10 protein-coding genes are annotated in these 13789 nt (G+C 45.9%); 5 read left to right on the forward strand and 5 right to left on the reverse strand.

The features are described from left to right. Window positions 1-14 precede the first annotated feature (14 nt). Both QTN95_RS01015 and QTN95_RS01020 read left to right on the forward strand, forming a co-directional pair. Window positions 15-1520: an inactive transglutaminase family protein gene (locus tag QTN95_RS01015; RefSeq protein WP_331416014.1), complete on the forward strand. Its 1506-nt coding sequence runs from the start codon at window positions 15-17 to the stop codon at window positions 1518-1520. Window positions 1521-1523: 3 nt separating this feature from the next. After that, window positions 1524-2501 carry an alpha-L-glutamate ligase-like protein gene (locus tag QTN95_RS01020; protein WP_138972421.1) on the forward strand — a complete coding sequence of 326 codons (978 nt, stop codon included), beginning with the start codon at window positions 1524-1526 and terminating at the stop codon, window positions 2499-2501. Window positions 2502-2549: 48 nt separating this feature from the next. Here QTN95_RS01020 and mukB read toward each other — a convergent pair whose 3' ends face one another. From mukB to cmoM, 4 genes are read right to left on the reverse strand one after another with little or no spacing between them, the layout of a single operon-like run. Continuing rightward, window positions 2550-7007, reverse strand: a complete 4458-nt coding sequence (gene mukB, locus QTN95_RS01025; RefSeq protein ID WP_331416015.1) for a chromosome partition protein MukB — start codon at window positions 7005-7007, stop codon at window positions 2550-2552. Next, window positions 7004-7735, reverse strand: a complete 732-nt coding sequence (mukE, locus tag QTN95_RS01030) for a chromosome partition protein MukE (protein ID WP_171052214.1) — start codon at window positions 7733-7735, stop codon at window positions 7004-7006. Before mukE ends, mukB begins: the two co-directional genes overlap by 4 nt. Further along, the gene (gene mukF / locus QTN95_RS01035; protein ID WP_331416016.1) at window positions 7716-9053 is read right to left on the reverse strand and encodes a chromosome partition protein MukF; all 1338 of its coding nucleotides are present in this window, start codon (window positions 9051-9053) and stop codon (window positions 7716-7718) included. The genes mukE and mukF overlap by 20 nt, the downstream gene beginning before the upstream one ends. Window positions 9054-9055: 2 nt before the next feature. Next, window positions 9056-9865, reverse strand: coding sequence for a tRNA uridine 5-oxyacetic acid(34) methyltransferase CmoM (gene cmoM / locus QTN95_RS01040; protein WP_331416017.1), 810 nt, complete (start codon window positions 9863-9865; stop codon window positions 9056-9058). A gap of 95 nt (window positions 9866-9960) precedes the next feature. Here cmoM and elyC point away from each other — a divergent pair, with 95 nt between their 5' ends. Then, on the forward strand, window positions 9961-10764 hold the full coding sequence (elyC, locus tag QTN95_RS01045) for an envelope biogenesis factor ElyC (RefSeq protein WP_331416018.1): 804 nt from the start codon (window positions 9961-9963) through the stop codon (window positions 10762-10764). A 71-nt stretch (window positions 10765-10835) separates the two neighbouring features. On the opposite strand, the gene torR is transcribed toward elyC, so the two are convergent. After that, window positions 10836-11549, reverse strand: a complete 714-nt coding sequence (gene torR, locus QTN95_RS01050; protein ID WP_138972416.1) for a two-component system response regulator TorR — start codon at window positions 11547-11549, stop codon at window positions 10836-10838. Window positions 11550-11787: 238 nt separating this feature from the next. Between torR and torD the strand changes: the two genes are divergently transcribed. Both torD and purR read left to right on the forward strand, forming a co-directional pair. After that, window positions 11788-12435 carry a molecular chaperone TorD gene (gene torD, locus QTN95_RS01055; protein WP_331416019.1) on the forward strand — a complete coding sequence of 216 codons (648 nt, stop codon included), beginning with the start codon at window positions 11788-11790 and terminating at the stop codon, window positions 12433-12435. 220 nt (window positions 12436-12655) lie between these two features. Next, a complete protein-coding gene (gene purR / locus QTN95_RS01060) occupies window positions 12656-13663 on the forward strand; it encodes an HTH-type transcriptional repressor PurR (RefSeq protein ID WP_138972414.1) in 1008 nt (335 codons plus the stop codon). Window positions 13664-13789 lie beyond the last annotated feature (126 nt).

The following is a 13789-nucleotide window of genomic DNA, read 5'->3' on the forward strand; positions in this document are numbered from 1 at the left end:
GGTAGCGTAAGCTTATGACTTCAAAAATCCCTTTTTATATATCAGTTGCCCTATTAATTATTGCTGGTATTGCATTGAGCATCTTCCGCCACCAGAATTATGGTGTTCCTTGGACACCAGGCGAAGCACGTCAGGTCTGGGACATTGAGGCTCGCATTGAATTTAGTGGTCAATCCAAGCCTGTCAAAGCCTCATTAGCTGCACCTCATACTCAGACAGGCTTCACCTTAATTGATGAATCATCTTCTTCTCCTGGTTACGGTCTTTCATACGTAGAAACTGAATCAGGACGCCGCGCCGAGTGGTCAGTACGTCAGGCCACAGGACCACAAACCATCTACTATAAAGCTCAGTTCTTGGTTGACCCTCAAGCTAAGGTCGAATCAACGCCACCCACTAACGAAATGACTCAACCAACCTTTGATGGCCCCGCAGAAGCTGCCGTTCTTGCGTTGATTGAACGTGCGAATCAACGCTCTGCTGACGACATTACCTTCACTCGCGAGTTGATCAAATCAATCAACGATTCAGAGAGCCAAAATGCTTCACTACTGCTGAACCGCATGAGCAAAGTAGACGCAGTGGCAAAAATCCTTGCTTACGCCAAAGTACCAAGTAAAGTCGTTGGCGTTATCGAGCTAGAAGATGGCCGTCGTCGACAAACTATCCAGCACATGAATCAGGTATGGAACGGTAAACAGTGGGTTCTGTTTAATCCAAACAACGCTAACCCTGCCATTTCTGACAACATTCTGGTCTGGGATGAATCTAATGTGTCACTACTTGATTTAGTGGGCGGTCAAAACAGTCAGGTTCACTTCTCTATGATCGCGCAGGATATTACGCCATCACAAGCAACCAAAGATAAAGTACTCGCAGATGGTCTATTAAACTTCTCGATTCACAGCTTGCCTCTCGAAGAACAAGCGATGTTTAAAACCATCATGCTGATCCCGATTGGCGCTCTGATCGTTGTGTTCTTGCGTGTGATTATCGGTCTGAAAACCTCAGGTACATTTATGCCGGTGTTGATTGCCGTAGCCTTTGTTCAGACTCAACTCGTTACGGGTATTGTTGGCTTCTTGCTGATCGTCGGTACGGGCCTTATCATTCGAAGTTATCTATCGAAGCTCAACTTACTGTTAGTCGCGAGGATATCGGCGGTGATCATCACGGTAATTATGATCATCTCTGTGTTTACCGTTGTCGCGTTTAAGATTGGTTTAACCGAAGGCTTATCGATTACTTTCTTCCCTATGATTATTCTTTCTTGGACGATTGAACGTATGTCCATTCTCTGGGAAGAAGAAGGCGCGAAGGAAGTCGTGCTGCAAGGCGGTGGCTCACTGCTCACTGCTGTGCTGGTTTATCTCGCGATGACGAACCCATTCATTCAGCACCTGACCTTTAACTTTATCGGTCTACAGTTGATCGTGTTAGCGGCTATCTTGCTGCTAGGTACTTACACAGGTTACCGCTTAACTGAACTCCGTCGCTTTAAACCGCTAGCGGAGGAGTAAGTAATGTTTTCGAAATATACATCGCCGTTCAAGCTCCGCCACAAAGGCATTATGGGCATGAACAAGCGCAACCACAGCTACATTGGCCGATACAATGACCGTTCAAAGTATCCGCTGGTTGACGACAAGCTCAAAACCAAAATCATTGCTGAAGCGGCCGGCGCTACGGTACCAAAACTGATTGGTGTGATTCGCAATCAGGCTGAAGTTAAAACCATTCATGAAATGGTCAAGAACTGGCCTGGCTTTGTGATCAAACCAGCCCAAGGTAGTGGTGGTAAAGGTATTTTGGTTATCACGTCACATAAAGATGGCGTTTACACCAAACCTTCGGGTTCCACCATTAATCAAGAAGATGTAGAGCGTCATATCAGTAACGCATTGGCGGGGCTCTTCTCCTTAGGCGGCAAAAACGATGTTGCTGTTGTGGAGAATTTGATTAAGTTTGATGACTGTTTCGAAGGTTTCAGCTACGAAGGCGTACCTGATGTGCGCATCATCGTCTTCAAAGGTTATCCGGTAATGGCGATGATGCGCTGCTCTACTGCCGCCTCTGACGGTAAAGCAAACTTGCACCAAGGTGCCGTTGGTGTGGGCATTGATATCGCGACAGGCCGTGCTGTCCGAGCTGTACAGTTTGACCAACCTGTTACCCACCATCCAGACACCGGTATGGAGTTAGCGACCCTTCAAGTACCTCATTGGGAACGGCTACTGATCCTTGCTTCAAGTGCGTGGGAAATGACTGGGCTCGGCTATATGGGTACCGACATGGTGCTTGATAAAGAGGAAGGTCCAATGGTGCTAGAACTGAATGCTCGTCCTGGACTTGCTATTCAAATCGCTAACGGCGCTGGCTTATTGCCTCGCCTTCATCATATCGAGAGTCTTGGTTCACCCGCTGAGTATCCGAAGCCAGCCGAACGCGTCGCTTATGCCGCGCGTCAGTTCGGTATCTTCGCCAAAGAGATTCCTAGATAGCTCTGTTTTAACGACAAGAAAGCCCGCTTTCGCGGGCTTTCTTGTCTCTTATAACTCTTCGACCAGTTGCTGGACTTCACTCTTGGCTTTCTTGGTTTGTCCAAACCCCCTTAATCCTACGACATGCACGTGTTCATGATCTTTGAACACCTTACGCACCAGTTTATACGTTGTCCCTTTCTCTGGGCTGATATTCTCTGGTGCAGCGATAAGTAACTGCATGCCGAGACGGTCACACAACTCGAACAGAGTTGAGATAGACTTAGCATCAAGACGTGCTGCTTCATCAAGGAACAATAGACGACAAGGTACAATGTCCTTGCTACGTAGACGTCGAGACTCTTCTTCCCAACTCTGTACAACCATCAATAGAATCGATTGACCGGTACCAATGGCTTCACCTGTCGATAGCGCCCCTGACTCCGCTTGAAGCCAGCCATCTGCACCACGGTTAACTTCCACACTTAATTCCAGATAGTTACGGTAGTCCAGTAACTCTTCACCCAGAACCTGAGGAGAACGCTGTCCCATGTCGATATGTGGATTAACACGTTGGAACAACTTCGCCATCGCTTCAGAGAACGTGTAACGCGTGGATTCGAAGAGATCTTTGTGCTGTTCTTGTCCTGTAGACAAGCCATTAAGCAATATTTCATGGCTTTCACGGATCTTAACGTTGAGTCGAACGCCCTTGACCTGACCAAATGATATGTTGGACAGACCTTGGTTAAGCATACGAATACGGTTTTGCTCACGCTGAATCGTCTTCTTAATGATGCTCGCAACAGAATCCGAGCTGATTGCCAAACGGTTTTCACGTTGTGTCAGTTCTTCGGTTAGACGCGCAAGTTCCACTTCCATCTCTTCGATAGCTTCAACAGGATCATCAGTATGAATAATGTCCTGACGAATACGCTCACGAAGATGCTGGTATACGGCAATATAAAACAAGACTTTGCGTTCTGGACGTGCATTGTCTTCAGAAAGACGCAGCGCATCACGCAGATCATCATTGTCGGCGACCGCAAGACGCAATGCGCCCAACGATTTATCCGACATAGAACGCAGTTCATCTGCGGACATGTAAGCCAGTTCACGCTTGTGAAGGCGACGTTCCACATCATTCTCACGTGCTAGGCGAAGTACTGAACACCAACCTGCTTTCGCTGCAACGACAAATGTACGCAGATCAACGTAATCTTTCTGCACTTTCTTGAGACGTTTTGCCAGCGCTTTCATTTCAAGTTCTGTCGCAGTGATAGTGCGCTCGTATTCACTCTTACGAGAACGTGAAGTATGCAAACGCTCTTGCAGTTCATCGCGACGACGCATAGCGCGTTCAGCAGCACCTTCGTCAGCCGTGACACCGTATTCTTGTAACTCTTGTTTGAACTCTTGAACCGTCTCAAGCTTCGCCTGATGCGAACTCTTGAGTGAGGCTAGCACCTGGTTGTATTGGTTCATCTGGCCTTGAGCCTGTTTAAACTCCTCGCGTGAACGCGTGCGCATACGTTCCGCTTCGACCAGTTTCGATTTGAGCTGCTCGCTCAATTCGCTACTTTGATTCAACAAATCGACTGAGTCTGAGTAAGCGAAGTAATGACGACGCTCAACCAAATCTGCCACAGCAAAAATCTGGGTTTTCAGCTGTTGAAGTTTTTGGTCAGCCGCGTGGTATTCCGCTTCCAAAGCATCAAACTGCTCAGGGTCAGCTTCCAGCGCTGAAGCAATTTTTTCTAACTCAGCAATCGCCTTACCATGACGAGCAATATACGCTTTGGCGTCTGTCAGTTGGGCAATGTTTTGCTCCAGTTCTTCAAACTGAGCAAGTAGTGCCTGATCCTCAATAAGAGCCATATTTGGCGCAATCTTATCCAGAGCGGATATCGCTTGCTTGCTTGCCAATAACTGACTACGTTGCTGCTGCTCTTTGGCATCTAGATCTGCCAAAGCTCGTGTTAATTGGCCGCGTTTTTCACGTACTACGATCAATGCTTGCTCTGGGTCTGGTTCAAACGCAACCTGAATGTGTTTAGCCACAAAGTTGTTGAATGCTTGGTACAGACGTTGGAGTTTTTGCGAATCAAATGCCGCTTTAGCATGCTGTTCTACGACCTCTTCGCGCTCATTGCGCAGCAGTTCCAAACGTTGCTCACGAGCGGCACGACCGAACAAAGGAATTTCTGGCAAACGCGAATAACGCATCTGACGATTGTTCATTCTCACGCATACCGCACCTTCAAGCTCTTCTGCATCAAATGAGCTGTCATCAAATGCATCGATGTCACCTTCAATGATATAGAGGTCTTCAGGGCAGTCATCTAATTCAACCAGCTTCTCTTCGATACCAGACAAGTCTGATACGACAATCGCATGGCGAGCTGGGCCGTACATCGCACTGAAATACGGCGCATCGTCAATGGTGATATCGTCATAAATCTCGGACAGCAGAACCCCACCTAGGGTATCGGCTAAGCCTTTCAGGCGCGGATCGTTAGAACCACCAGGAGACGCGAGTCGTTCAATTTCATCTTCAAGCTTGCTACGACGTTCAGCCAGTTTATCTTTGGTGATAGACTGTTGTTTTTCTTGCTCTAGAACGACTTGCATATGGCTCATGACAGCCTGACTGTCATACAGTTTTACACCGCTTTGCTCTTGAAGTGATTCGAGGGCATCATTCGCAGCAATCCAAGTTGGAGCAATGGCTTCATGCCTGTTGATTTCAGCGGATGCATCTTGTTCTAGACGGCGCTGCTCACTGCGTTGCTCACGCAACTCTTCTTGAGATATCTCTAGAGATTCGATCTGTTGAACGTGACGTTCACGCTCGATCTCAAACGTCGCTTCATCGGTCAGTTCCACTTGATGCTGTTTTTGATATTCAGCGACCAATTCCTGAGTTTGACGTTGCTTATGTAAACGACGTTCCACATCACGATGCTGTGCTCGCCATTGCTGTTCATTTTGAGCGATGCGCTGTGCTTCACGACTCTGTTCAATCGCGTCTTTCGCGGCTGTTGAAGCCTCTTTACGCTCTACATGTCCGACAATACTTGCAACCAGCTTGAGAGCGGATTCAAACTGTTCAGCAGCAGCTGATGAGATATCCAATTTATGCTTAGTTGCGAGCAACTCTGTCGTACTTTGGGCTTCTTGCGCTTTCAACTCAGAAACAAGCACTTGCGCCGATTCAGCAGTTAAGCCTTCGTTACCCAATAGTTGTTTTGCTTTATCTAGCGCCTCAACCGCTTGCTGATATTGCAGCGCACGGGTTTGCTGAATGTCCAGCGCTTGCTGGTAGTCGGCTAACTGACTCTTCAAGCTATCCACTTCTTCTTCAGAAACAGACGCTTGCTCTTCGGCCATCGCGACACGCTCTTGCGCTTCTTCAACCACCATCAACTGCTCTTCAAGACGCTCGTTGAGCTCTTCGAGATCTTCTTGGTAACGCTCAATCTTTTCTTGCTGACGCAAAGCATTTTGCACTAATTGCAGATGGTCAGACGCCGCTTGGTAGTCTTGCTCTAAAGCAGATTCAGACTCAACCAGCAGCTCAAGCTCTTCTTGCACTCTGTTAAGTAGATTGTTGTGCTCGATTAGCGTTGCACGTGAACCAAACAACTCACTACGTAAAGATAGAGTCTGCTCTAGTTTGTTGCGTCGGTCATTTGCATGGCGCATGTAGTCTGCTGCCACGTAGTTGGTTGACTCAGTGATAAGGTGTTTGAACAGGTCACGATCGGCTTGAGTGGTTTTGATCGCTTCAAGCGTCATACGGTTTTCACGCAACGCTGATTCCATATCTTGGAACGCTTTCTTCACGCCGCCATTTTGCGGTAGCAAGTAGTCTCGCAGTGAGCGAGTAATCGCACTTGAAATACCGCCGTACAGTGACGCTTCGATTAAGCGGTAGAACTTAGAGCGATCACTGGAGTTACGTAGTTTCTTCGGAATAACGCCAAACTCGAACATTTGCGAGTGGTAGTCAACGATGGAAGGGAACGCTTTAAACTGCACACCCTCGAATTGTCCGACCGCTTCCTTTACTTCGTTAATCTGACGAACACGTGCCTGAGTTGCCGACACGTTCTCAATTAAAATATCGGTAGGTTTAACATGGCTTGGTAAACCCTGTACAACAAATGGCTTGATGTCGACTTTCTTATCACGGCCTGCCACTTGCTGTAGCTTGACGGCAAACAGTAAGCGTTGATTTCGTGAGTTAACCACGTCAAGCGCAGCGTAACAGGCACCCGCTTGCAGCTTACCGTAAAGACCTTTATCACGAGATGACTGATTGCTACCCGCCTCTGTGGTATTACGAAAGTGAAGTAAGGTTTGGTCTGGGATCAGTGCCGTGATGAAGGCCGCCATGGTCGTAGACTTACCTGCACCGTTACCGCCAGAAAGCGTTGTTACTAGACCATCGATATCAAATGTACGCGCAAAAAAGCCGTTCCAGTTGACCATGGTTAGCGATTGATATTTACCGCGTTCAATCATGCTTCACCCTCTTCTAACATTTGCTCTTCGGCTTGATCATCATTGTCATCATTATTTCGCTCAAGGAGGCTACCCTGACTTGGTTCTTTGGTATGGACAACCGCTTCACCATCGCGGATAAGACGCAGTTGTGCCTCACGCATATCGTCGCCGATGCGTACATCTGCCCCGAAGCGGAATACCGATTCACTGATACTGAATTTGCCCGTTTCACCAATATTGATGATCATGCCTAAACGGCGTAGTCGACGTAGAGACGTACGTACTTTTTCGAACAGTTTCTCTTTGTCTAAGTCTGAACCTGTCGCTCGGTTGGTCACAAGCTTCATTAGCTTAGATTCATCAGCAAGAGCAAGCAGCTCTTCATACAACTCTTGGTTGGTAAAGATACCTTCATGAGCTAAGCGCTCAGGGCTTAGATATAAGAAACACAACACCTTGCCCACCAGCATATCCAGTTCGGAAAGAACACTGCGGCCAATCAAAGAGGTTGAACGTGGACGAAGGTAGAAAAAGCCTTCAGGTGCTTTAACTAGCTCTGTGTTGTAACGCTGATAAAAAGAGCTCAGCTCAACTTCGAAGTCTGACAACAGTGCGTGGTTATCGAGATCTTCACTGGAAATGTGACGGCCTGCTCGCAGCATGCTATCAAGCGCTGGGAACAGAGGGTTCGAAATTGCTTTTACCAGATTATCTGGCATGTATTCATTAGTATCGGTCGATGACATTTGCTTGTACCTTTGCACCAAAATCGTTGATCGCCTGCCAGTCTGGCTGAATTGCCTGATAATCTGACTCGGAATAGCCAAGGCGTACTGCTTGGTCGATAACAATTCGTGCTAAATCAAAATGATGAGTCTGCGGATGCTGAGCTAGGTAATCGCGTAGCACGATACCAAGATCAATGGCGGTCCCCTGTTCTTTATGAACTCGGAGCATATTGCCAATGCGTTCTGCCAATTCATCATTGACCTGTTGGAACTCTTCGTATTCTACCTCTAGCGGCACTTGGCCTGTGACTTCATCATCGCGAAGTACTAGAGCTTCATCACGAAGGTCAGTTAGACGCTCAGCATCTGCATAAGTCAGATACCAAGGCATATCGAAATAATCTTTTATCGATTGACGTAAACGCGAACTAAACGCTCGGTTCTTATCCATATCAATCGCGGTACGGATAAACTTGTGGACGTGGCGGTCATAGCCAATCCAAAGGTCAATCGCTTGTTGACCCCAGCTTGTGATGCGGTCAAGTTTCATTTGCAGTGCGAACAGTGTTTCGGCAATAAATTCGAGTTCATCATCACCGTACACCAGCTCTTGAATATCAAGAATCTGAGTTTGCAGTTCATCACCCGCCGCTTGGAGCGTATCTTGCAACTCTCTAAGCGTGTTGGACGTTTCAGACAGCAGCGACTCACAGTTGTTTATCGCATCTCGCCAATCTTTGTTCAGTAGCTCCGCAATTTGAAGTTTGACCGACTGTTGCTGCTCATCCATCACACGTTGGTTCAAGTCGATTTGGTCAAAAATCTCTCCCACCGAGTATTTTAAGACTCCGTAAACATTCTTGCGCCAATGCTCAGGTGTGCCACCCTGACGTGCAGACTCAATCGCTTTCGCCATTTCATCTGCAACCATAGATAATTGGATAGATAATTTAAGCTTAGAAAATTCTCTGTGGCGAACGTAATAGTCAGTAATACCGATCGCGAGAGGCGATAAACGGTAAATACTTGCTCCGTCGTTAATTTCACTGGTAAAGCGGCTGATTAGTCTCTGTTTCACCATTTCATTAATGGCGTTGTTTGCACGGAACGCAGATGCATCCCCTGTTTCTTCGAATAATCGAGTCACTATGGTAAACGCATCATGCAGTTCACCTTCACCTAACTCTTCATCGAACCTTTCGTTACTGAGCACAGCAATAGCGATCAAAAATGCCAAGCGCTCTGTGGTCAGATTCAATGAGAAATCGTGCTGTTTTACCCAGCCGACCAACTCGTCGATCGGCTGCTCTGCAGCATTTAGAGTCATCTCACTCATTGTTAGTCCTGCTTATCTTTCTTTTTCGCCGATACATGTATGTATCGGCCTAACGAGAGGTATGGCTCTTGTCTGCACAATTGTCTTTCTAGTGCCAACACATCTTCATACTGGTAGTCGCCCATATACTCCATATTGCCTATATAGTCACTAAAACAACGAATACCAGATTTACCGCAAATTGAAAAACCAGCGTCTTCTATCCACTGATATACCTCTTCGGGTTTTAAGCCTTTTTGCGGTTGTAATTTAAAACGCTTACGATGCGGCATCCCATCAAGAACATGGGGAATATTGCCACATACAACATTCTTGTAGACCAGCCCATGGTGGTTATAAAACATGATGGAAGCCATACCACCCGTTCTCACCTGCTCAAGCACTTTTTCTAATGCCGGTTTCGGGTCTGCCAACCACTCCATGACTGCATGAAACAAAACGATATCTACTTGAGTGTCGAGATGTTGATCAATCGATTGGACTGGCGAATGAATGAAGCGATACTGCGCAAGCAGTTCATTATTTGCAATATCATGCTCTGCTAATTGCAGCATTTCAGAAGATAGATCACATAACGTGACGTGATGTCCGAGTTTAGCAAGCTTTTGTGACATTTGTGCCAAGCCGCCCCCGGCATCCAGCACATTCAGTGGTTGTTTCGCCCCATCTACGGCATGAAGTATCTGTTGAAGATCTTCCCAAACAATGACTTGACGAATCTCGCCTTTGTCAGAACCGTAAATATTTTTTGCAAATTTGTGGGCAATATCGTCGAAATTGCGGTCTTCAGTCACAGCAGCTTGAGTTATCATGTCTAATCGTGCTGCTATTCTGTCACAAGAAAAGCAGGAATAAAGAGGCTTTCTCTTAAAATATAATCAATTGATGTTTTTTCGGACTATTTCGTATGTTTGAGCTGAAAAAAGTTGTGTCTTCTTTGCTAATGCCCTTGCCGGCCCTGCTCATCATTGGCCTATTCGGGCTAATGTTGATCATGTTTACTCGAAAGCAGAAGACAGGTTGCTTTGTTGTTCTATTCTCTTTTATTGGCATTTTCCTGATCGCCTTCCAACCCGTTTCATCTCGTCTATTGATGCCACTAGAGCGCCAATATTCGGCGTTTTTCCCAGTCGATGAGCCCATCGATTATGTTATGGTTTTGGGCAGCGGCCACGTTGTCGACGATAAAATACCACCAACATCTGAGTTAAGCCGTTCTGGTTTGATGCGCCTCACAGAAGGTATTCGAATTTTACGCATCTACCCAGGCGCCAAGCTTATCTTATCTGGTTACACCGCAGGTTCAGAAGTGAGTAATGCACGAATGATGGCCAAAGTCGCGCTCGCACTTGGTGTGTCTAAGTCCGACATCATTTTGCTTGAAACAGCAAAAGATACGTGGGAAGAAGCGCGACAAGCAGCAGCTTTTGTGACAAACAAAAAGCTGGTTGTGGTGACTTCAGCAAGCCATATGACGCGTGCACTGAATGAGTTCCACTCAGCAGGTTTAAAACCTTATGCCGCTCCAACTAACTACTTAGCGCATGAGAATGTAACCGAATTCTGGGCGAAATATGCGCCAAAAGCGGTCTACCTCGAGCAAACTGAACGTTATTGGCACGAGACATTGGGTCGTATTTGGCAGACGCTTCGAGACTGGGCGTCAGACTATGAAGAGAAAGCTTTGCAGGCTTCAGAGAGCAACGTTTAGCAACTTGCTGTCATCACTGTAAAGTAAAAACCGAGGCAAATGCCTCGGTTTTTTTAATTCATCTAGAGCGACTAGTCGCCTGCAAACATATAACCTTCGCCATGAACCGTCACAAAGATCTGAGGGTTCTTTGGATCGAATTCCATTTTCGCTCGCATACGTCTTATCAGCACATCAATGGTACGATCGTTCGGTGCGTCGACACGGTGGCTAATCATGTTGAGAATACGCTCACGGCTCAATACCTGATTAGGGTATGAAGAGAGTGCAACCAGCAATTCATACTCAGCTTTAGTGAGTTTTACTGGCTCTCCATTGCGACTTAATGCACGTCGTTGAACATCAAATGTCCATTCACCAAAACGTACTACATTGTCGTCTTGCTGCGCTGCGTCTAGTGTTGCAGATGCGTTGCGGGCAGAAGAGATACGCCACAATAAGTTTTTAACTCGAACCAAAAGTTCGCGTAACTCAAACGGTTTGGTGACGTAATCATCTGCGCCCATTTCTAGGCCAACAATTTTATCGATGCTATCCGTGCGTCCTGTTACCAGGATAATTCCAATGTCAGATTGACTGCGAAGTTCGCGCGTTAGCATTAATCCATCTTCACCAGGAAGATTAATATCTAACATCACCAAATCAATCGCATTGTTTTGTAGCGTATGACGCATCTGCTCACCGCTTTCAGCCTCACTCACGTTATAACCTTCGTTCTTAAAGTAACCAACGAGTTTGCTACGCGTGACTGCATCATCTTCTACAACTAGTACATGATAGCTCATCTACACCACTTAATTTACATTGGGAATTGCTCTAAAATTGTATTCTATTCATAAATAGTAACATTTCTAGTAATTATCACTTTAAAACTAAGAAAGATGATTTTTTCTTGATTCAAGACAAAAGTCACCCACTCATTAACATTCATTCATAATTGATGGTAACTTATCACACAAGCCGTTATCCCTATTCATTTTTATTGGTTAAACTAGTAGATAGTTATTTTAGGAGTTGAACCTAATGCAAGAAATTAAAGCATTTAATGAGAAACGTGCCGAGATTTACTGGTGGCTATCAAGCCTGTTTGCCAATGAGCTTACTGAGGAAAATATCGCGCAGTATCATTCCGCTGAAATCCGCGCGTTTTTGACTGGTTTGGGTGAAAATGCCGCTTTAAAACCTGCAATTGACCGTGTCACTGATGCGCTCAATCGCTTGATGGATCGTGAAGATGCTCAATTGGAACTCGCCGCAGATTTCTGTGATCTATTTTTAAAGTCAGATAGAGACTCTGCCCTTCCTTATGCCTCTATGTACATTGGTCAATCGGGATTACTCAACGATACACCAGCTAAAGAGATGGAAGAGCTCATGGCGAAACATGGGGTTGCAGTTGAAAAAGATCTAAACGAGCCAGCCGATCATCTTGCAATCGAACTCGACTTTCTTGGCAATCTTATTATTCGCTCAAATGAGTTGGAACAAGAACGTCATTTAGAAGACGCGTTAAAAGAGCAAGAAGCGTTTATTCAGCAACACCTATTGAGCTGGGTTCCGAAATTTTCAGCCAAGTGTCAGACACTCGATGACTTCGGTTTTTACTCTTCAATCGCCAGCCTTACTAGCGCTTTCTTAGAGCTAGATTGCAGCTATCTTGCAGGCGAGTAAAAAAACGCACATTGTGAGCTCAAACCTACAACTTTGACGTTTTTTGTTTGCTCTCTGAGAGTTTGCGGTCTAAAATCGTGACCGCAAACGATAAAAATGAACGATTCAAATACAAACCGCTAAATAAGGGCGGTTTTTGTGTTTCTGATACTTTCTGCCAGACTATTTTATTCTACACTTGAATATATTTGCTTGGCAGTCATCGACAGGACAAAACCTTATGGCCACTATTAAAGATGTTGCTCGCCTAGCCGGTGTTTCAACAACCACTGTGTCTCACGTAATTAATAAAACACGCTTTGTTGCTGAAGCTACTCAAGAAAAAGTAATGGAAGCGGTGAACGAGTTAAACTATGCGCCAAGTGCTGTAGCGCGTAGCTTGAAATGTAACACGACTCGTACAATCGGTATGTTGGTCACCCAATCAACAAACCTATTCTTTTCAGAAGTGATTGATGGCGTAGAAAGCTACTGCTACCGTCAGGGCTACACGCTTATCTTGTGTAATACTGGTGGCATCTACGAGAAACAACGCGACTACATCCGCATGTTGGCAGAGAAGCGCGTAGACGGCATCTTAGTCATGTGTTCAGACCTTACTGAAGAGCTGAGCGAAATGCTCGATCGCCATAAAGATATCCCTAAAGTCGTTATGGACTGGGGTCCTGAAAGCTCGCAAGCGGACAAGATCATTGATAACTCAGAAGAAGGCGGCTACCTAGCAACAAAATATCTGATCGAACGTGGTCATAAAGATATTGCCTGTCTAAGTGGTCACTTTGAAAAAGCCGCCTGTCAGGAGCGTATTCGCGGTTTCAAACGCGCGATGAGTGAAGCAGAACTTTCGGTGAATGAAGATTGGATTCTTGAAGGCAACTTCGAGTGTGATACCGCCGTACTCGCCGCAGACAAAATTGCAGCGATGGATAACAAGCCAAGTGCTGTGTTTTGTTTCAATGACACAATGGCATTGGGGTTGATGAGCCGTCTACAGCAAAAAGGCATTCGAATTCCTGAAGATATGTCAGTCATCGGCTATGACAATATTGAGCTGGCTGAGTACTTCTCTCCACCACTAACGACTGTCCACCAACCAAAACGTCGTGTTGGTAAAAACGCATTCGAAATCTTGCTTGAGCGGATCAAAGATAAAGAGCATGAGAAGCGTATTTTTGAAATGCACCCTGAGATTGTTGAACGAAATACCGTCCTTGATTTGAACAAATAGTTCAAATCGTTCGCTTAGCCGGTAGCACATTATTGGCTAAGCGGATAATTCACCTCTTTTTACTGAACCAAGATCACACTTATTCCATTTCGGCGTGATGTCCTGCGCATATTTTATTTATGCTCT

The sequence above is a fragment of the Vibrio sp. M260112 genome, assembly GCF_036533775.1.
Taxonomy (GTDB): Bacteria; Pseudomonadota; Gammaproteobacteria; order Enterobacterales; family Vibrionaceae; genus Vibrio.

Excerpts from the sequence above, each read along its gene's own strand:
- torD (WP_331416019.1), top strand. The coding sequence starts at position 11,788 with ATGCAAGAAATTAAAGCATTTAATGAGAAACGTGCCGAGATTTACTGG.
- QTN95_RS01015 (WP_331416014.1), top strand. The coding sequence starts at position 15 with ATGACTTCAAAAATCCCTTTTTATATATCAGTTGCCCTATTAATTATT.
- mukF (WP_331416016.1), bottom strand. The coding sequence starts at position 9,053 with ATGAGTGAGATGACTCTAAATGCTGCAGAGCAGCCGATCGACGAGTTG.
- elyC (WP_331416018.1), top strand. The coding sequence starts at position 9,961 with ATGTTTGAGCTGAAAAAAGTTGTGTCTTCTTTGCTAATGCCCTTGCCG.
- torR (WP_138972416.1), bottom strand. The coding sequence starts at position 11,549 with ATGAGCTATCATGTACTAGTTGTAGAAGATGATGCAGTCACGCGTAGC.
- mukE (WP_171052214.1), bottom strand. The coding sequence starts at position 7,735 with ATGTCATCGACCGATACTAATGAATACATGCCAGATAATCTGGTAAAA.
- QTN95_RS01020 (WP_138972421.1), top strand. The coding sequence starts at position 1,524 with ATGTTTTCGAAATATACATCGCCGTTCAAGCTCCGCCACAAAGGCATT.
- mukB (WP_331416015.1), bottom strand. The coding sequence starts at position 7,007 with ATGATTGAACGCGGTAAATATCAATCGCTAACCATGGTCAACTGGAAC.
- purR (WP_138972414.1), top strand. The coding sequence starts at position 12,656 with ATGGCCACTATTAAAGATGTTGCTCGCCTAGCCGGTGTTTCAACAACC.
- cmoM (WP_331416017.1), bottom strand. The coding sequence starts at position 9,865 with ATGATAACTCAAGCTGCTGTGACTGAAGACCGCAATTTCGACGATATT.